Origin of the sequence: Rhodopseudomonas palustris HaA2 (genome assembly GCF_000013365.1) — a bacterium.
Taxonomy (GTDB): Bacteria; Pseudomonadota; Alphaproteobacteria; order Rhizobiales; family Xanthobacteraceae; genus Rhodopseudomonas; species Rhodopseudomonas palustris_J.
This window is the reverse complement of sequence record NC_007778.1, coordinates 3,307,622-3,326,630: the sequence shown is the minus strand read 5'-3', so window position 1 is coordinate 3,326,630 and position 19,009 is coordinate 3,307,622. Positions and strand designations below refer to the sequence as shown.

General features: G+C 66.5%; 16 protein-coding genes. 10 read left to right on the top strand and 6 right to left on the bottom strand.

Annotated elements, in window-relative coordinates:
- Positions 1–42 precede the first annotated feature (42 nt).
- The 4 genes from RPB_RS14705 to RPB_RS14690 all read left to right on the top strand — a co-directional run bounded on the left by RPB_RS14705 (position 43) and on the right by RPB_RS14690 (position 3,818).
- Positions 43–1,785, top strand: a complete 1,743-nt coding sequence (locus tag RPB_RS14705; RefSeq protein WP_011441803.1) for an ArnT family glycosyltransferase — start codon at positions 43–45, stop codon at positions 1,783–1,785.
- A 1-nt stretch (position 1,786) separates the two neighbouring features.
- Positions 1,787–2,632, top strand: coding sequence for a phosphatase PAP2 family protein (locus tag RPB_RS14700; protein WP_049824694.1), 846 nt, complete (start codon positions 1,787–1,789; stop codon positions 2,630–2,632).
- Between the two features lie 95 nt (positions 2,633–2,727).
- Complete coding sequence (locus tag RPB_RS14695) at positions 2,728–3,486, top strand: glycosyltransferase family 2 protein (RefSeq protein ID WP_011441801.1); 759 nt, start codon at positions 2,728–2,730, stop codon at positions 3,484–3,486.
- Positions 3,480–3,818, top strand: a complete 339-nt coding sequence (locus RPB_RS14690; protein WP_011441800.1) for a lipid-A-disaccharide synthase N-terminal domain-containing protein — start codon at positions 3,480–3,482, stop codon at positions 3,816–3,818. Before RPB_RS14695 ends, RPB_RS14690 begins: the two co-directional genes overlap by 7 nt.
- A gap of 174 nt (positions 3,819–3,992) precedes the next feature.
- Here RPB_RS14690 and metC read toward each other — a convergent pair whose 3' ends face one another.
- Positions 3,993–5,189: a cystathionine beta-lyase gene (metC, locus tag RPB_RS14685; RefSeq protein WP_011441799.1), complete on the bottom strand. Its 1,197-nt coding sequence runs from the start codon at positions 5,187–5,189 to the stop codon at positions 3,993–3,995.
- A 330-nt stretch (positions 5,190–5,519) separates the two neighbouring features.
- On the opposite strand from metC, the gene RPB_RS14680 reads away from it, so the two are divergent.
- Genes RPB_RS14680 through RPB_RS14665 form a run of 4 tightly spaced genes read left to right on the top strand, consistent with a single transcriptional unit; the run spans position 5,520 to position 10,014 of the window.
- The gene (locus RPB_RS14680; RefSeq protein ID WP_011441798.1) at positions 5,520–6,533 is read left to right on the top strand and encodes an amino acid ABC transporter substrate-binding protein; all 1,014 of its coding nucleotides are present in this window, start codon (positions 5,520–5,522) and stop codon (positions 6,531–6,533) included.
- Between the two features lie 16 nt (positions 6,534–6,549).
- Positions 6,550–7,755, top strand: a complete 1,206-nt coding sequence (locus tag RPB_RS14675) for an amino acid ABC transporter permease (protein ID WP_011441797.1) — start codon at positions 6,550–6,552, stop codon at positions 7,753–7,755.
- Positions 7,752–9,257 (top strand): amino acid ABC transporter permease, encoded by a 1,506-nt coding sequence (locus RPB_RS14670; RefSeq protein ID WP_011441796.1) that lies wholly within the window; start codon positions 7,752–7,754, stop codon positions 9,255–9,257. The genes RPB_RS14675 and RPB_RS14670 overlap by 4 nt, the downstream gene beginning before the upstream one ends.
- A 16-nt stretch (positions 9,258–9,273) precedes the next feature.
- Positions 9,274–10,014 (top strand): amino acid ABC transporter ATP-binding protein, encoded by a 741-nt coding sequence (locus RPB_RS14665; protein ID WP_011441795.1) that lies wholly within the window; start codon positions 9,274–9,276, stop codon positions 10,012–10,014.
- A gap of 27 nt (positions 10,015–10,041) precedes the next feature.
- Here RPB_RS14665 and RPB_RS14660 read toward each other — a convergent pair whose 3' ends face one another.
- The 5 genes from RPB_RS14660 to RPB_RS14640 all read right to left on the bottom strand — a co-directional run bounded on the left by RPB_RS14660 (position 10,042) and on the right by RPB_RS14640 (position 15,726).
- Entirely contained in the window at positions 10,042–10,320 is a 279-nt protein-coding gene (locus RPB_RS14660) for a hypothetical protein (protein ID WP_011441794.1), read from the bottom strand.
- Between the two features lie 808 nt (positions 10,321–11,128).
- Positions 11,129–12,166 (bottom strand): cysteine synthase A, encoded by a 1,038-nt coding sequence (locus RPB_RS14655; RefSeq protein ID WP_041798736.1) that lies wholly within the window; start codon positions 12,164–12,166, stop codon positions 11,129–11,131.
- 114 nt (positions 12,167–12,280) lie between these two features.
- Complete coding sequence (locus tag RPB_RS14650; RefSeq protein WP_011441792.1) at positions 12,281–13,510, bottom strand: SAM-dependent methyltransferase; 1,230 nt, start codon at positions 13,508–13,510, stop codon at positions 12,281–12,283.
- Positions 13,511–13,558: 48 nt separating this feature from the next.
- Complete coding sequence (locus RPB_RS14645) at positions 13,559–14,410, bottom strand: DUF1365 domain-containing protein (protein WP_011441791.1); 852 nt, start codon at positions 14,408–14,410, stop codon at positions 13,559–13,561.
- Positions 14,411–14,412: 2 nt separating this feature from the next.
- A complete protein-coding gene (locus tag RPB_RS14640; RefSeq protein WP_011441790.1) occupies positions 14,413–15,726 on the bottom strand; it encodes an NAD(P)/FAD-dependent oxidoreductase in 1,314 nt (437 codons plus the stop codon).
- A gap of 433 nt (positions 15,727–16,159) precedes the next feature.
- Between RPB_RS14640 and RPB_RS14635 the strand changes: the two genes are divergently transcribed.
- Together RPB_RS14635 and RPB_RS14630 are read left to right on the top strand one after the other, a co-directional pair.
- Positions 16,160–17,608, top strand: coding sequence for an efflux transporter outer membrane subunit (locus RPB_RS14635; protein WP_011441789.1), 1,449 nt, complete (start codon positions 16,160–16,162; stop codon positions 17,606–17,608).
- The gene (locus RPB_RS14630) at positions 17,598–18,992 is read left to right on the top strand and encodes an efflux RND transporter periplasmic adaptor subunit (RefSeq protein WP_011441788.1); all 1,395 of its coding nucleotides are present in this window, start codon (positions 17,598–17,600) and stop codon (positions 18,990–18,992) included. Before RPB_RS14635 ends, RPB_RS14630 begins: the two co-directional genes overlap by 11 nt.
- Positions 18,993–19,009 lie beyond the last annotated feature (17 nt).

The following is a 19,009-nucleotide window of genomic DNA, read 5'->3' as shown; positions in this document are numbered from 1 at the left end:
CAAGTGGTTGTCCGACTATCGGTTTCAGCGTATGCGAAACCGATGATCGAGACCTCTGCAACACGCCGCTTTGGCGCCCCCCGCGAGCCGAAATCCGCCATCGACCCCGGCCGCGGGCTGGTGGCCGTGCTGGATTTCGTGTCCGTCAGCCACTTTCGCGCCGTGATCTTTCTCGCTCTGGTCGGGCTGGTGTTCTTCCTGCCGGGCTTCTTCAACATCCCGCCGATCGACCGCGACGAGGCCCGCTTCGCGCAGGCCACCAAGCAGATGGTCGAGACCGGCGATTTCGTCGACATCCGTTTCCAGGACGAGGTCCGCTACAAGAAGCCGGTCGGGATCTACTGGCTGCAGGCCGCGGTGGTCGAGACCGCGTCGAAACTCGGCCTACCGCGCGCCCAGGTCCGGATCTGGCTGTACCGCGTGCCGTCGATGGCGGGTGCGATCGGCGCCGTGCTGATGACCTATTGGGCGGCGCTGGCCTTCATCGGCCGGCGCGGCGCCGTCGTCGCCGGGCTGCTGTTGTGCAGTTCGATCCTGCTCGGGGTCGAGGCGCGGCTGGCCAAGACCGACGCCTTCCTGCTGTTCACCGTCACCGCCGCATTGGGCGCGATGGCGCACGTCTATCTCGCCTGGCAGCGCGGCGACGATCGCACCAATTCATGGGCGACGCCGGCGGTGTTCTGGACCGCGCTCGCCGCGGGCATCCTGCTCAAGGGCCCGCTGATCCTGATGTTCATCGCGCTGACGGTGATCCCGCTGGCGATCATGGATCGTTCGGTGGCTTGGCTGTGGCGGCTGAAGCCGCTCGCAGGCATCCCGTGGATGCTGCTGCTGGTGCTGCCCTGGTTCATCGCGATCTTCCTGCGCGCCGGCGATACGTTCTTCACCGATTCGGTCGGCGGTGACATGCTGAGCAAGATCGCCAGCCCGAAGGAATCTCACGGCGCGCCGCCGGGCCTGTATTTCCTGCTGTTCTGGGTGACGTTCTGGCCCGGCGCGCCGCTCGCCGCGATGGCGGCGCCGGCGATCTGGCGGGCCCGGCGCGAGCCCGGCGCGCAATTTCTGCTGGCGTGGCTGATCCCGTCCTGGGTCGTGTTCGAGATCGTGATCACCAAGCTGCCGCACTACGTGCTGCCGCTGTATCCGGCGATCGCGATCATGACCGCGGGCGCGATCGAGCGCAGCGTGCTGTCGCGCTCGTGGCTGACCCGCGGCGCGGCGTGGTGGTTCGGAATCCCTGTGGTGGTGCTGTCGCTGGCGATCGTCGGTGCGATGGTCCTGACCCGGCAGCCGGCGTTTCTGGCCTGGCCGTTCGTGGCGGCGTCGCTGATCTTCGGGCTGTTCGCCTGGCGGCTGTTCGACGAGAATCGCGCCGAGGCTTCGCTGCTCAACGCCTCGCTGGCGTCGCTGTTTCTGATCACCGCGACGCTCGGCGTGGTGGTGCCGACGCTGCGGCCGGTGTTCCCGAGTGTCGAGATCGCGCAGGCGCTGCGCAAGGTGGTGTGCGTCGGGCCGAAGGTCGCGGCCGTCGGCTATCACGAGCCGAGCCTGGTGTTCATGACCGGCACCGACACGCTGCTGACCGACGGCTCCGGCGCCGCCGACTTCCTGCTCGGCGGCAGCTGCCGCTTCGCCCTGGTGGAAGCCCGCAGCGAGCGCGTCTTCGCGCAGCGGGCCGAGGCGATCGGGCTGCGCTACAACGTGGCGACGCGCATCGACGGCTACAATTTCTCGCAGGGCAAGCCGGTCTCGATCGCGATCTTCCGCTCCGAAGGCACGCAGTGAGATGAAGCCGGGCGAGGGCGCCGTGACGTCGCGCGGCTATGCGGTGGACTTGATCATGCTGGTCGGGCAGTCGCTGGCGCGGCTTTTGCGCACGCCGTCGCATTCGCGCCGGTCCATCGCCGCACGGCGCGGGGCGCGGCACATGCTGCTGGTGTCGGCGGTTCTGGCTGCGGTGATCGTGATCCTGATGGTCGCGGTCGATGCGTTCGAGATCGGGCTGATGCCGCCGCGTGGCACGCCCAGTCTGTGGCCGCTCAAGATCGTCAACGATTTCGGCAAGTCCACCTACGTGCTGTGGGCTCTGCTGGCGCTGATGGTCGCCGTGGCGGTGCTGCTGCCGCGGCTCGCCGGGGCGTCGCGCGCGGTGATGATCGGGATCGGCACCCGCGTGCAATACGTGTTCCTCGCCGTGCTGGTGCCTGTGCTCGCCGGCGAGGTGCTGAAGGGCGCGATCGGGCGTGGCCGACCATTCGTCGGGGGCGCGGCCAATCCGTTCAATTTCTCGGCTTTCTCGTGGAGCGAGGCCTATGCCAGCCTGCCGTCGGGCCACGCCATCACCGCCTTCGCGCTGGCCGCCGCGGTGTCGGCGCTGTTCCCGCGGTTGCGGCTGTTGATGTTTCTGTATGCGATCACGATCGGCGTCTGCCGGCTGGTGCTGCTGGCGCATCACCCGAGCGACGTCGTTGCCGGCGCCCTGCTGGGGATCATCGGCGCGCTCGCCGTGCGCTATTGGTTCGCCGCGCGTCGGCTGGCGTTCACGATCCGCCCGGACGGCACCATCGAACCGCTGCCCGGGCCGTCCTGGGAGCGCGTCAAAAGGGTTGCCCGGGACGCCTTTGCCCCATAAGCCTTTGCCCCATAAGCCTTGGCCCCGTAAGAAGCGGTCGCGCCGGCGTGCGCCCCGGCCGCAAGTTCCCGACGCCCCCCGGATTGTCCCGAGCCATGCCTGAATTGATGCCAGACTCCGGTGCGCCGCCTGCGGTGTCCATTGTGGTGCCGGTGCGCAACGAGGCCGACAATGTCGCCCCGCTGATTGCCGAGATCGCCGCCGCGCTCGACGGGCGCTGGGCCTACGAGATCGTCTATGTCGACGACGGCTCGACCGACGCCACGCCGCAACGCCTGATGGCGCTGCGCCGCGAGCGCGCCAATCTGCGCCAGATCCGCCATGCGAAGTCCTGCGGCCAGTCGGCGGCGGTGCGCACCGGCGTCCGCGCCGCGCGCGGCGGGATCGTGGCGACGCTCGACGGCGACGGCCAGAACAATCCGGCGTTCATCCCCGATCTGATCCGGGCGCTGGAACAGGGCGGCGAGCGCTGCGGTCTCGCCGCCGGTCAGCGTGTCGGCCGCAAGGACACCGGCTTCAAGAAGCTGCAGTCCCGCGTCGCCAACAAGGTGCGCGACGCCATCCTGCGCGACGGAACCCGCGATTCCGGTTGCGGCCTGAAGGCGTTTCGCCGCGAGGTGTTCTTGGCGCTGCCGTATTTCGATGGCTTGCATCGTTTCCTGCCGGCGCTGGTGCGCCGCGAAGGCTACGACATCGTTTATGTCGACGTTGCCGACCGGCCGCGGCTGTCCGGCGTATCCAACTATGGCTTCTTCGATCGGCTGTGGGTCGGTCTGATGGATCTCGCCGGCGTGTGGTGGCTGATCCGCCGCAAGAAGGCCGTGCCCGCAGCGGCCGAGGTGAACGAATGCTGATTCAATACGGGCAAGCGCTCGGCGACTATCTCTACGACGTGTTCGTCGCCAAGTTCGATTTCTGGCTGGCCTTCGGCCTGGTCGCGCAATTGCTGTTCACCGCGCGCTTCGTGGTGCAGTGGATTTCCAGCGAGCGCGCCGGCAAGAGCGTGGTGCCGATGGCGTTCTGGTTCTTCTCGATGGGCGGCGGGCTGATGACGCTGGTCTACGGCATCGCCAAGCGCGAGCCGGTGATCATCCTCGGCCAGTCGATGGCGACGGTGATCTACATCCGCAACATCATGCTGATCATCAAGAACCATTCGAAAGGCTCGGAGAGCCTGCCGAACTGATATCGACCTGTTTGCCTGACCGTCATCCTGAGGTGCGAGCGCAGCGAGCCTCGAAGGATGACTGCGTCGCGTGCCTGTGGCTCATCCTTCGAGGCCCATCGCACCGCGCTTGATGCGCGGTTCGATGGGCACCTCAGGATGACGCTTCCGGGTATCAAATCAAATAGCGCGCGCTCAGCGCGCCGCGTTGAACGCCGCGAAGCCGCGTTCCAGATCGGCCTTGAGATCGTCGGTGCTCTCGAGCCCGATATGCAGCCGCAGCGCCGGTCCACCGGGGTTCCATTGCGTCGCGCTGCGATACGTCGTGCAGTCGAACGGGATCGCCAAACTCTCGAATCCTCCCCAGGAATAGCCCATGCCGAACAGCTTCACGGTGTCGAGCAGCGCATCGACGGCCTTCTGCGGCGCGGGCTGCAGCACGATCGAGAACAGGCCGGACGCGCCGGTGAAATCGCGCTTCCAGATCGCGTGTCCCGGGTCGCTTTCCAGCGCCGGGTGCAGCACGCGCTGCACCTCGGGGCGCTCGCCGAGCCAGCGCGCCATCTCCAGCCCGGATTGCTGATGCTGCGCCAGCCGCACCGCCAGCGTGCGCAGGCCGCGCAGCGCCAGGAACACGTCGTCCGGCCCGGCGCAGACGCCGAGCTGGCGAATCCCCTCGGCCACCTGCGGCCACGCCCTTTTGTTGGCTGCGATGGTGCCGAACATGATGTCGGAATGGCCGCCGATATATTTGGTGCCGGCCTGGATCGAGATGTCGACGCCCTGATCGAGCGAGCGGTGATACAGCGGCGTCGCCCAGGTGTTGTCGTCGATCACCAGCGCGCCATGCGCATGCGCGACCTCGGCGATCGCCGGAATGTCGGGCATTTCGAAGGACTGCGAGCCGGGCGCCTCGACCATCACCACGGCCGTATTGGGCTTGAGGTGCGCGGCGATTCCGGCCCCGATCAAGGGATCGAAATAGCTGGTCTCGATGCCGTAGCGCTTCAGCATCTGGTCGCAGAACAGCCGGGTCGGGCGATAGGCGTTGTCACACACCAGGACATGATCGCCGGCTTTCAGCACCGCCAGCAGGGCGGTCGAGATCGCCGAGACGCCGGACGGCGCCAGGCCGACGCCGGCGCATTGCGGGCCTTCCAGCGCCATCAGCGCCTGCTGCAGCGCCCTCGTGGTCGGCGTGCCGTGGCGTCCATACGAATACTCGCCGCGGTGCGCGTGCAGGTCTTCGGCCGTCGGGTACAATACCGTCGAGCCGCGCACCACCGGGGGATTGACGAAGCCCTTCTGCGCCTTGGTGTCGCGGCCGGAGGTGACCAGCCGGGTCTGCGGGCTGAGCGGCGATGCCGGGTCGCCGTGATCGGAAGAGTTCATACTGGCTCGCTGATGAATTAACCGCCATGGTGATCGCGCAACGAGCGCCGGGCGGCTGCCGAAACGATCTGCCTAATAGCAGGCTTGGGAAGACGGCCGTCAACCCCTTGACCCGGCGTCCAACTCGTTCTGTGATGCAACAAGCTGTCTGGACGCCGTGCGGAGGGACTCGCGCAGATGTCGACCCGGGGTCATCCCTCACGGAGCCACAGCGACGGCCATGCGGGCAAGATGCGCGGATCCACCGGCTGCTCCTGCTGCGCTTGCCGCAACCACGCAACACCGCGATGCCGGCCAGACGCCGCAACTCATTCCTTGAAAGGTTTTTCGATGAAACGCGTATCCCTCGTCGCCGCCGCCGTCGTCGCCTGCTTCGCGGCCCAGAGCGCGGGCGCGCAGACGCTGAAGACGGTCAAGGACCGCGGCATTCTGTCCTGCGGCGTCAGCCAGGGGCTTCCGGGATTCTCGGCGCCCGACGACAAGGGCAACTGGACCGGCCTCGACGTCGACGTCTGCCGCGGCATCGCGGCGGCGATCTTCGACGACCCGAGCAAGGTGAAATTCGTGCCGCTGTCGGCCAAGGACCGCTTCACCGCGCTGCAATCCGGCGAGATCGACGTGCTGTCGCGCAACACCACCTGGACGCTGTCGCGCGACACCTCGCTCGGCGTCAACTTCGCCGGCGTCAGCTATTACGACGGGCAGGGCTTCCTGGTGAAGAAGGCGCTCAAGGTCAATTCCGCGCTCGAGCTCAACAGCGCCTCGGTCTGCGTGCAGACCGGCACCACCAACGAGCAGAACGTCGCCGACTACTTCAAGGGCAACAACATGAAGTACGAGGTGATCGCTTTCGCCAACGCCGACGAGGCGATCAAGGCCTATGAGTCCGGCCGCTGCGACGTGTTCACCTCGGACGTGTCCCAGCTCTACGCGCAGCGGCTGAAGCTGGCGACGCCGGCCGACCACGTCGTGCTGCCGGAAGTGATCTCCAAGGAGCCGCTCGGTCCGCTGGTCCGGCACGGCGACGACCAGTGGTTCGACGTGGTCAAGTGGACGCTGTTCGCGATGATCAATGCCGAGGAACTCGGCGTCACCCAGAGCAACGTCGCCGAGATGGCCAAGTCCGACAAGCCGGAACTGCGGCGCGTGTTCGGCACCGACGGCAATCTCGGCGAGCAGCTCGGCCTGACCAAGGACTGGGTCGCGCGGATCATCAAGGCGACCGGCAATTACGGCGAATCGTTCGAGCGCAACGTCGGCGCCGGCTCCAAGCTCGAAATCGCCCGCGGCCTGAACAAGCCCTGGAACAAGGGCGGCATCATGTACGCGCCGCCGATCCGCTGACGCGCGGATCACGGCCGTGGCGATCGACGCCCGACCACCGCCGTCGCAATTCGGCGCGAGATTGCGCCGGGCGCTCGGCGGTCGATCCGGCTGGAAGGGGCTGATCGCGCAGCTGCTGTTCGTCGCGGTGCTGTGCTGGATCGGCTACGCGATCGTCGACAATGCGCGCGACAACCTCACCAATCAGCGGATCGCGTCCGGCTTCGGCTTCATGTCGCAGACCGCCGGCTTCGGCGTCAGCCAGACGCTGATCCCGTATGCGGAGTCGGACAGCTACACCCGGGTTTTTCTGGTCGGCCTCGTCAATACGCTGGTGGTGTCGGTGATCGGCATCTTCTTCGCGACGCTGCTCGGCTTTCTCGTGGCACTCGGCCGGCTGTCGCCGAACTGGCTGATCGCGCGGATCGCCGGCGGTTATGTCGAGCTGATCCGCAACCTGCCGCTGCTGTTCCAGATCCTGTTCTGGTATCTCGCCGTGCTCGGCGCGCTGCCGGGCCCGCGCCAGAGTGTGTCGGTGTTCGACAGCTTCTTTCTGTCGAACCGCGGCATCGTCGTGCCGCGTCCGGTCGGCGAAGCCGGGCTCGACGGTTTTCTCGTGGCGCTGCTGATCGCCGTGATCGCGGCGATCGTGCTGCCGATCTATGCGCGGCGGCGATTGTTCGACACCGGCAAGCCGATGAAGGTCTGGCCGTGGAGCGTCGGCCTGCTGATCGGCCTGCCGCTGATCGCGGTGCTGATCTTCGGCCGGCCGTTCGGCTTTGAAATCCCGGCGCTGAAAGGTTTCAATTTCGCCGGCGGCGCGCGGATCGCGCCGGAGTTCGTGGCGCTGACGCTGGCGCTCGCGACCTACACGGCGGGGTTCATCGCCGAGATCGTCCGCGCCGGCATCCTGTCGGTGCACAAGGGCCAGATGGAAGCCGGCGCGTCGCTCGGCCTGTCGCGCGGTGCGACGTTGCGGCTCGTCGTGATCCCGCAGGCGATGCGGGTGATCCTGCCGCCACTGACCAACCAATATCTCAACCTGACCAAGAATTCGTCGCTGGCGGTGGCGATCGGCTATCCCGATCTGTTCTCGGTGTTCGCCGGCACCACGCTGAGCCAGACCGGGCAGGCGATCGAGGTGATCGCGATCACCATGGGCGTGTATCTGCTGATCTCGCTGATCACCAGCGCGCTGATGAGCCTGTACAGTTGGCGGATCAACCGGAGCATGGGCGCATGAGCGAACTCGGTTCGATCACGCCGGCCTTCGTGCGCGCCGAGCTGGTGCCCGAGCGCGCCGCGCCGGTGAAGACCACCGGCTTCATCGGCGTGATGCGGGGGCGGCTGTTCAATTCGCCCACCAACATCCTGCTGACCATCGTCGGCGCGCTGCTGATGTACTTCACCGTGGTGCCGACGGTGAAATTTCTGCTGGTGGACGCGGTCTGGACCGGCAGCAACCGCACCGATTGCCTGGCCGAAACGCTGCATCGCGACGTCGGCGCGTGCTGGCCGTTCGTGCAGGCGAAGGCTTCGCAATTCGTCTACGGCTTCTATCCGCAGCCGGAGCGCTGGCGCGTCGACCTGACCTTCGCGCTCGCCGCCTTGCTGCTGCTGCCGCTCTTGATCCCGCGCGCGCCGGCGAAGACGTTGAATGCCGGATTGTTCTTCGTCGCTTTCCCGGTGCTTGCGTTCTTTCTGCTGCATGGCGGCGGGCTGCAGGGCTTCATGGTGAGCTGGACCGCGGACCTGCTGTCCGGCCTGGTCGGCAGTCTCGGCGAAGCGGGCAGCGAGCTCGCGCGCGGCGGCGCGCTCGCGGTCGGCATCGGCAAGCCGGTGCTGTGGATCGCCACCGCGCTGAGCTGGCTGATCGCGCCGCTGGTCTGGCTGCGCGACTGGATCGCGGCCTCCGGCCAGCCGGTGTGGATCGATCTCGGCCTGACGGCGCTGATCGTCACCGCGCTGGTCGCCGTTCTGACCGGGCTGCGCAACGGCGGACGACCGCTGCTAATGACGCTCGCGACCTTCATCGGCATCGCCGTGGTGATTGCTTGGCTGCGGCTCGATCGCGGCGGCTTGCCGATCGTCGGCACGCGGCAATGGGGCGGATTGCTGGTGACGCTGGTCGTCTCGGTCACCGGCATCGTCGCCTCGATGCCGATCGGCATCGCGCTGGCGCTCGGCCGGCGCTCGACGATTCCGCTGATCCGGCTGTTCTCGGTCGGCTTCATCGAGTTCTGGCGCGGCGTGCCGCTGATCACCGTGCTGTTCTTCGCGACCTATATGCTGCCGCTGTTCCTGCCCGGCAACTTCACCATCGACGGGCTGATGCGGGTGCTGATCGGCGTCGCGCTGTTCGCCGGCGCCTACAACGCCGAAGTGGTGCGCGGCGGGCTCAACGCGATTCCGCGCGGCCAGGCCGAAGCCGCCAGCGCGCTCGGGCTGTCCTATGCCAAGACCACGGGTCTGATCGTGCTGCCGCAGGCGCTGCGCCACGTCATCCCGGGCCTCGTCAACAGCTTCATCGCGCTGTTCAAGGACACCTCGCTGGTGTCGATCGTGGCGCTGTTCGATCTCCTGGGCCAGCTCCGCGCCGCCTTCGCCGATCCGACCTGGTCGACGCCGACCACGCTGTTCACCGGCTTCGCCTTCACCGGGCTGATCTACTTCGTGTTCTGCTTCGGCATGTCGCGCTATTCGTTGTTCGTCGAACATCGGCTCAATGCCCACCGGCGCACCTGACAGAGGACTCTCGTTGATGGCGGAGAAACCGATCGTCTCGATCGCGGCGCTGAACAAATGGTACGGCGATTTCCACGTGCTGCGCGACATCAATCTCGATGTCCGTCGCGGCGAGCGCATTGTGATCTGCGGCCCGTCGGGCTCCGGCAAGTCGACGCTGATCCGCTGCATCAACGCGCTCGAGGAATTTCAGGAAGGCGAGATCGTGGTCGACGGCATCGACCTCGGCCCGAGCCTGAAGCATGTCGACGCCGTCCGCCGCGAAGTCGGCATGGTGTTCCAGAGCTTCAACCTGTTTCCGCATCTCACCGTGCTGGAGAACTGCACGCTGGCGCCGATCTGGGTCCGCAACGTCCCGAAGAAGGACGCCGAGGCGACCGCGATGAAATATCTCGAGCGGGTGCGGATTCCCGACAAGGCCGGCAAATATCCGGGCCAGATTTCCGGCGGTCAGCAGCAGCGCGTGGCGATAGCGCGGGCGCTGTCGATGAACCCGAAGGTGATGCTGTTCGACGAGCCGACCTCGGCGCTCGATCCCGAAATGGTCAAGGAAGTGCTCGACACCATGGTCGACCTCGCCGACGAGGGCATGACCATGCTGGTCGTCACCCACGAGATGGGCTTCGCCCGCGAAGTCGCGAATCGCGTGGTGTTCATGGATGCGGGCCAGATCATCGAGGCCAACGAGCCCGAGGAGTTCTTCGCGCATCCGCAGCACGCGCGGACCAAATTGTTCTTGAGCCAGATCCTGCGCTGACGTCGAAGGGTCCGAGGCGCCGGCGCGTCAGATCGCGCGGGATGCCGCCGAGGCGCGCTTCAGACGTTTGCCGTCGCTCGCCGAGAATTGTCCGAACACCTGCCTGACGCGATCGGCCGGCGTGACGTCGTCGGCGAAGCTGCGCTCGCGTCGCGCGTCGGCGGCCGCCACGCGAGGCGCATAGATGGCGCTGCTGAAGATGGCGTCGTTGAACCGCGGCGGTCCCTCCCCGTACACGGCATCGATGACGATCAGCAGTGCCAGCAAGGCCGGCCCGACGGTGACGAAGTATCTGAAGACGGGCATGACGCGCTCCTTGTTCGCCGTAGGAAGCGCCGTCAGGCGTGAAGGTCGGGTTGATGACGCCGCCGGCGCTACGAGTGCGGTTGCCGCCCGGTTAACCGGATCGCGACAATGCGTCGGTTGCGGGCGATCCCAAGCGTCAATCTGTCAAACAGCCACGGCGATGTGCTCTCGCGGCGCCGGAGCGTCCGAGGTTTGCACCCGTCGCTGTCACAGCGAGGGGTGGGGGCGCGCCGGTCGGCGCGGTTTGGTGGTGGTTCTCGCGATGACTTGCGAAGTCATCGCGCAACGCCTTCCGGCGCGCCCACCGCGGCGCTTTCTGTCTTCGGGCCCGTGCTTCCGTCGACAGGCAAGGGTAGTGAAACCCCACGGTCCGGCGGATTACGCCGCCTTCGCCTGCCCCCGTGCAGCGAACTAACAAGTCGCAGAGCCTCGTAGTAGGCCCGGACGGGTCCCCGAAGCCTCCCGGACGTGCGGGTGCGAGCCGCAACGCGCAGGACGCCGCGTCCGTTCGACTCCACCGGCGCCATGCCGGCTTGATCGAACTATCATCGGGGCCGGTGACCCGGCCCGTCCGATCTGTCCCGCTTGTACGACGCCTCGCGAAGCGCCCCTCACGGACAGGACGAGCGGACTATAAGCCTATTAGGAATGTAGTCAAGAGGCTTGCGAAGCTTTTTGCTACTTCAACCCATGATCCCCGAACGAGAGGGATTTACGACATCACGCCGGAGAGTTCATCGAGCGTGCACGCGGTCCTCGATTGCGCTTCGCTTCATCGAGGCTATGGTCTCGGCGCTTCGCTGCCTGCTCACACCGCCGCGAACGGCACGGCGATCGTGCTCTTGGTCTCCATCCACTCCGGCACCGGCAGGTTCTTGCTGCGCATGAAGTCCGGGTTGAACAGTTTGGACTGATAGCGGCTGCCATAGTCGCACAGAATGGTGACGATGGTGGCGCCGGGGCCGAGATCCTTGGCGAGGCGGATCGCGCCGGCGACGTTGATGCCGCTGCTGCCGCCGAGGCAGAGGCCCTCGTGCTCGAGCAGATCGTAGACGATCGCGACCGCTTCCTCGTCGGGGATCTGATAGGCGTCATCGATCACCGCGCCGTCGAGATTGGCGGTGATGCGGCCCTGGCCGATGCCTTCGGTGATCGATGAGCCTTCGGATTTCAGCGCGCCGTTCTTGTAGTAATTGTAAAGCGCCGAGCCCATCGGGTCGGCGAGCACGGCGCGGATCTTCGGGTTGTTCTGCTTGAGCCCGATCGAGACGCCGGCCAGCGTGCCGCCGGAGCCGACCGCGGCGACGAAGCCGTCGACCTTGCCGTCGGTCTGATTCCAGATCTCCGGCGCCGTGGTGTCGATATGCGCCTGGCGGTTGGCGACGTTGTCGAACTGATTGGCCCAGATCGCGCCGTTCGGCTCGGTCTCGGCAAGCTGCGCGGCGAGCCGGCCGGACAGTTTCACGTAGTTGTTGGGGTTGGCGTAGGGCACCGCCGGCACCTCGATCAGTTCGGCGCCGCACAGCCGCAGCATGTCCTTCTTTTCCTGGCTCTGCGTGTTCGGGATCACGATCACGGTGCGGAAGCCGAGCGCGTTGGCGACCAGCGCCAGCCCGATGCCGGTGTTGCCCGCGGTACCCTCGACCACGACCCCACCGGGGCGCAGCGCGCCGCGCGCGATCGCATCCTTGATGATGAACAGCGCCGCACGGTCCTTCACCGACTGGCCCGGATTCATAAACTCGGCCTTGCCGAGAATGGTGCAGCCGGTCGCCTCCGACGCGCGCTTCAACTTGATCAGGGGCGTGTTGCCGATGGCGTCGACGACGTCGTTCTTGATGATCATCATATCCGGAGCTGGGATGCGGTTGCGGGACCACAACCTAGGTGACGCGCCGGCACGGCACAAGGCAGCGCTGCTGCTTCATTGTGCAGCGCATGCGGTCGCGGGGGCGCGGTCTCAGTTGGTCTTGGCGAACACCACCTGCCGGACGTCGATATTGCCGGACAGGAATCCGGCCTCGCAATAAGCGAGATAGTACTCCCACAGCCGCCGGAAGCGGTCGTCGAAGCCGAGCGGCGTCAGGGTCGGCCACGCCTCGCGGAAATTGTCTCTCCAGGTCGCGAGCGTCTTGGCATAATCTTCTCCGAAGATGCGCTCGCGAATGACCGGGACGCCGAACCTGTCGCCGAGCGATTTCAGCACGCCGGGCGAGGGCAGCATCCCGCCGGGGAACACGTAGCGCTGGATGAAGTCGACCTCGCGGCGATAGGCCTGGAAGAAGCGGTCCTGAATCGTGATCGCCTGAATCCCGACCAGCCCGCCGGGCATCAGCCGGTCGCGCAATTGTGAGAAATAGCGCGGCCAGAATTCCTCGCCGACCGCCTCGATCATTTCGATCGAGGCGATGCGGTCGTATTGGCCGCGTTCGTCGCGATAGTCCTGCAGCCGGATTTCGACCTTGTCGGCGAGGCCGGCGCGCTGCATCCGCTCCTGGGCGAAGTCGCGCTGTTCCTTGCTGATGGTGAGGCCGACGACGCGGGCGTCGAAATTCTTCGCGGCGTATTCGGCGAAACCGCCCCAGCCGCAGCCGATCTCCAGCACGGTCTGGCCCGGCCGCAGGTCGATCGCTTCGGCGAGCCGCTGATATTTGTTGATCTGCGCCGCGGTCAGGTCCTGGGTGTGATCCTCGAACAGCGCCGAGGAATAGGTCATGCTCGGATCGAGCCAGGCCGAATAGAACGCGTTGCCGATGTCGTAATGCGCGTAGATGTTGCGCCGCGCCTGCCGCTTGGTGTTGCGGTTGAACCAGTGCCGGACCACCTGGACGAAGCGCATCATCGGATTGTCGCCGAGCATCGCCTGGATCAGCTCGTGATTGACGCAGAACAGATACAGGAACTGGGTCAGGTCCGGCGTGTCCCAATCGCCGTTGAGATAGGCTTCGGCGATGCCGATGTCGCCGCCGTTGATCAGCCGCGAGGCGAAGGCGTAATTGTGCAGCCGCATTTCGGCGGCGGGGCCCGGCTCGGCGCCGCCCATGCGGAACCTGCGGCCATCGGGCAGGGTGACGTCGAGCGTGCCGCGGCGCAGCCGCGCACCGAAGGCGAGCGCCATTCGCACCACGCGCGGCATCCCGGCGAGCTTCGAGTCAACATTGTCGGGGGTCAGCAGCACCAGCTCGTACATTTCACTTCCATCGATCTCGCCCAGGTCGGACAGATGGAAACGCTGGGCTCACGTATGATTACTATAAGCATCGTGCGGCCGCGCTGCAAAGCCGTTCGACGGCGGCGGCGCAGGCGGACGCGGCACCAATCGCGCACCTTTGATCCACAGACGCAGCGCTTCCCAGTGAATCGCCGCCATCACCTTGATGGTCATCAGCGGCAGCGCGACGAACGAGCGCAGCAGCGATGCGCTCGACAGCGGCCGGCGACGGCCGTTGAAGGTGGCCGACAGCAGCGGACCGGTGGCATCGGTCTCGAGAATCCGGACTTTCACGGCCTCGCCGGGCGGCGACACCCGGAAATGGTAGCGCATCGCCATCTCGATGAAGGGCGAGACGTAGAACAGCTTGTCCTGCGCCTGGCGCAGGCCGGCGGCGGTGATCTCGCCGGGTTTCACCGGCAGCGCGTATGAATGGATGTCGCCGAAGGTGTTGCGGACCTCGTAGACCACCATCGCGAGATCGCCGTCGGCGCCGTAACAGAAATACACCGACAGCGGATTGAAGGTGTAGCCGAGCAGGCGCGGATAGGTCAGCAGCAGCACGCGGCCGCCCGCGAGATCGACGCCCTGCGCCACGGCGCAGCGCTCGACATAGCCGCGCAGCGGCGCGCCGTCGCGATCGCCGTGATCCTTTTCGTGAAAGGCGTACAGCGCGCGGCGGTTGACGCCGAACAGCGGCGTCATCCGGTCAGCCTCGGCCAACCGGTCGAGGTCGATCAGCAGCGACATCACCCGGTAGTTGAAGCGGTGGCCCATCGGCTTCAGCCGGGCATGCATCACGTCGCCGAAATACAGCACGGCTGCGGCAGCGGGCGGGCCGCCGGTCGTCGCTGGAGCCTTGTCGGCGGGCTGCGTCATGATTATTCCGCGGCTTCCCTGACTTCGGGCCGCGGCGCCCGCCACGGCACCGGCGCCCCCAGATTTTCGGCAACCGCGAGGCCGGAGCGCAGCCCGTCCTCGTGGAAGCCGTAGCCGGTCCAGGCGCCGCAGAACCAGGTGCGGCGCTGGCCCTGGATCTCGCCGATCCGGCGCTGCGCGGCGAAGGCTGCGGCCGTGTACTGCGGATGGTCGCAGTCGTAACGCCCGAAGGTCAAGGCCGGATCGGGCGCGAACGGCGGGTTGAGGCTGACGAACAACGGCTTGGAGTCGTCGATGCCCTGCAGCCGGTTCATCCAATAGGTCACCGCGACGTCGTTGACCGGCGAGCCGTCGCGCTGCCAGCGCAGGAAGTTCCACGACGCCCAGGCGTGCTTGCGCTTCGGCATCAGCCGCGGATCGCGGTGCAGATAGACCAGGTTCGGCGCATAGCCGATCGCGCCCAGAATATCCCGCTCCTCGTCGCTGGGATCGGCCAGCATCGCCAGCGCCTGATTGCTGTGCGCGCCGATCACGACGTGATCATAGACGTCGGCGTGGCCGAGGCTGTCGCGCACGATCACGCCCTTCGGCGAGCGCTCGATCGCCGTCACCGCCGCACCGAGCCGGAGATGATCCTTGAAGCCCGCGGTGAGCTTCTCGACATAGCGCGCGCTGCCGCCCTTGACGGTGCGCCAGATCGGACGTTCGTAATGCAGCAGCCGATGGTTGTTGAAGAAGGCGACGAAATTCTCGGCCGGGAAGTCGAGGATTTCCGCCGCCGGCGCCGACCAGATCGCAGCGCCCATCGGCGCCAGATAATCGGTCAAGAGCCGCGGCGCGAATTTTCGACTGGTGAAATATTCGCCGAGCGACAGACCCGCCAGCGCGCCGGACTTGAAGTCGGCGACGCTCTGCTCGTTGAACACCAGAATGTGCCGCAGCATCTTCAGATAAGACGGCGACAGCAGATTGCTCGGCTGCGCGAACAGGCCGCGCGCGGTTTCGAGCCAGTTCGAGCCGCCGCCTTTCCATTCGAATCGGCCGGCATCTGCCGAGACCGCGAAGCTCATGCAGCTCTCGACCGTTTCGATGCCGAGATGGGCGAACAGCGCGGTGAGATCGGGATAATTGAGCTGGTTGTAGACGATGAAGCCGATATCGACCGGGATCGGTGTGCCGCCGTAATCGACCGTGACGGTGTGGCTGTGACCGCCCGCGCGCAATTCGCGCTCATAGACCGTCACGGGATATCGCGACGACAGTGCCCAAGCGGCGGCATTGCCTGCGATTCCCGTTCCAACAACTGCGACGCGCATTCTCTAAGCCCCCTTAGCCCGCTGGTTCCCGAGTTACGACGGGGCGCCGCAGGAGTTTCAGCACGATCGAAAGTGCTTTGACGGGGTGAGCGGGCAGTGTCGAATCCACAGGCGGGCAACAATCAGATGAAATCTTGGTAAGCTTTGCCGTATTCGCCAAACCCGTCAAGTTGGTTAGAACCCTACAAAATAAGGCGATCCTCGCTGTCGCACGTCGCCGCCGTCGCGCCTCGACCGCTCTGCCGGCGCCGTCTCGGGCGCGGACGGGTCTGTGCGGCGTGAATTCCTGCAGCTAGAATGCCAATGGGCTTCGAGAAAGCATTCTCCCGGTGATCGTTTTGCAAGTGGCTGGCAAGAGGCGTCGTCCGTCGGAATTGATTCCGGCGCGGGGTGCGTGGCGAAACGCCGCGCCCTGCGATGAGTCGCGGCCCGCATGAGCACCATATTGCGCTACCTTGGTCGGTCCGTGAGGATGGTTGCCGCCTCGGCGTTCGTCCTCGGCGCCGGCGGCTGCATCCTGACCAAGGACCTGCCGGACCCGGCGCTGGATCTGCCGCCGCGCTACAAGTCGGCGTCGCTGAACACCGTCGACGCGCCGCCGGCGCTCGACTGGTGGCGCGGCTTCCGTTCGGCCGAGCTGACGCAATTGATGGAAGAGGCGCAGACCGTCAATCTCGACATTGCCGCGGCGACCGCGCGCATCCTGCAGGCGGACGCCCAGGCGCGGATCACCGGGGCGGCGCTGCTGCCCTCGATCACCGGCAACGGCAGCGGCTCGCAGAACAAGACCTCGGGCAGCAATGTCTCGAACACCACGATCGCCGGCCGCCGCTACGCCACCTATTCGGCATCGCTGAGCGCGAGCTACGAAATCGATTTCTGGGGCAAAAATCACGACGCCGCGCTGGCGGCCGAGGAGACCGCGACCGCCACGAGGTTCGACCGCGACGTGGTCGCGCTGACCACGATGGCGAGCGTCGCCAACGCCTATTTCCAGGTGCTGGCGACCCAGGACCGGCTCCGCACCTCGCGCGAGAACATCGCCAGCGCGCAGCGGATTCTCGACGCCATCAAGCAGCGGCTCGCCGCCGGCACCGGTAGCGATCTCGACGTCGCCCAGCAGGAGAGCGTGCTGGCGAATCAGCGCGCCGCGGTGCCGCCGCTGCAATTGACGCTGGCGCAGAACATCAACACGCTGGCGACGCTGGTGTCCCGTCCGCCGGAAAGCGTGAAGATCGTCGGCGGCTCGCTGAACCGGATCTCGTCGCCGCGGGTGACGCCGGGGCTGCCGTCCGAACTGCTGACGCAGCGGCCGGACATCCGCCGCCAGGAGGCGCAGCTCGCGTCCGCGACGGCCAATGTCGGCAGCGCGCGGGCGCAGTTCTTCCCGAGCATTCAATTGACCGGGCAGGGCGGCTATCAGAGCGCGGTGCTGGCCTCGCTGTTCACGCCGCAGGCGACCTTCTCCAGCCTCGCGGCCGGGCTGACCCAGCCGATCTTCGACGGCGGCCGCATCCAGGGCAATTTCGACCTGACCCGGGCGCAGCAGGAGGAACTGCTGCAGACCTACCGCAAGACCGTGGTGTCGGCCTTCGCCGACGTCGACAACGCGCTCGAATCGATCAAGCAGAACACCGAGCGGCTGCGTCTGCAGCGACAGGTGGTGGCGTCGTCGCGGCGGGCTTTCAATTTGGCCGAACAGCAACTACGTGCAGGAACGGCCGACATCGTCACCGTTCTCAACACGCAACTGACACTGTTCACGGCGGAAGATGCGCTGATCCAGACGCAATTGGCGCGCTATCTGGCGATCGTCAGCCTGTTTCAGGCGCTCGGGGGCGGCTGGGAGCCGAGGATGGAAAGACCGCTCAATGCTCTTTAAGCCGGAGACCAACGACGCGTCCGGCACCGGGCCCGGCGCAAACAGTCTGGCGTCGCGCGCCCGGCGGCGGACGGTGTCGTTGCTGGTGACCGCGATCATCCTCGCCGGGCTCGGCTACATCGCCTGGACCGCGTTCCAGACCAAGCCGGCGGCCGTCACGGGGCGCGGTGGACCGCGTGGCGACATGGCGGTGCCGGTGCTGGCGGCGACGCCCAAGATTCAGGACGTGCCGGTGTATCTCGACGGCGTCGGCTCGGTGAAGGCGCTCGCCAATGTCACCGTGCGCGCCCAGGTCGACGGCAAGCTGGTCGCGGTGAACTTCACCGAAGGTCAGGACGTCAAGGCCGGGGATGTGCTGGCCGAGATCGATCCGGCGATCTATCAGGCGCAATACGATCAGGCGGTGGCGAAAAAGGCGCAGGACGAGGCGCAGCTCGCCAACGCCAAGATCGATCTCGCCCGCTATCAGCAACTCGCGGCGTCGAACGCCGGCTCGAAGCAGCAGGCCGACACCCAGAAGGCGACCGTGGCGCAGCTCGACGCGCTGGTGCGCTCCGATCAGGCGGCGATCGACAACGCCGCGGCGACGCTGAGCTACACCAAGGTGGTGGCGCCGATCTCCGGCCGCGCCGGCCTGCGCCAGGTCGACAAGGGCAATCTCGTCAAGTCGGCCGACACCACCGGCATCGTGGTGATCACGCAGTTGCAGCCGATCGCGGTGCAGTTCAGCCTGCCGCAACAGCAGATCGTGCGCGTCAACGCCGCGTCGGCGAAGGGCGCGCTGGCGGTCGACGTGTTCGGCAATGACGGCGTCACCGTCATCGATACCGGCGTGCTCAGGGGCATCGACAATCAGGTCGATCAAACCACCGGCACGGTGAAGCTGAAGGCGGAATTTCCGAACACCAGATTCCAGCTCTGGCCCGGGCAATTCGTCAATGTCCGACTCAAGGTCGAGACGCTGAACCAGGTCGTGGTGGTGCCGACCTCGGCGGTGCAGCGCGGACCGGCCGGGACATTCAGCTACGTCATCGACCAGGACAATGTGGTGCATGCGCAGCCCGTCAAGGTGACGCAGCAGAACGAAACCGAGGCGGTAATCGCCAGCGGGCTGACGCCCGCGGATCGTGTCGTCACCACCGGATTCGCCAATCTGTCCGAGGGTGCCAAGGTCAGGATCGGCGACGGCGGCCAGGCGCCGGCCGTCGATCTGGCGCCGCGCAAGCGCCGCGGCCCGCCCGGCGATCAGGCCAAGCCGGGCGAAGGTGGCGCCGCCGAACAGGGCAAGCGCCGCCGCGGCGAGGGCGGCGCAGGGGCGCCGGGACAGACCGGGCAGGCGCCCGCGGCGGGCGCCGAACCGGCGGGGGCTGCGAAGGCGCAGTGAGCCTTCGCCGCCGCCGA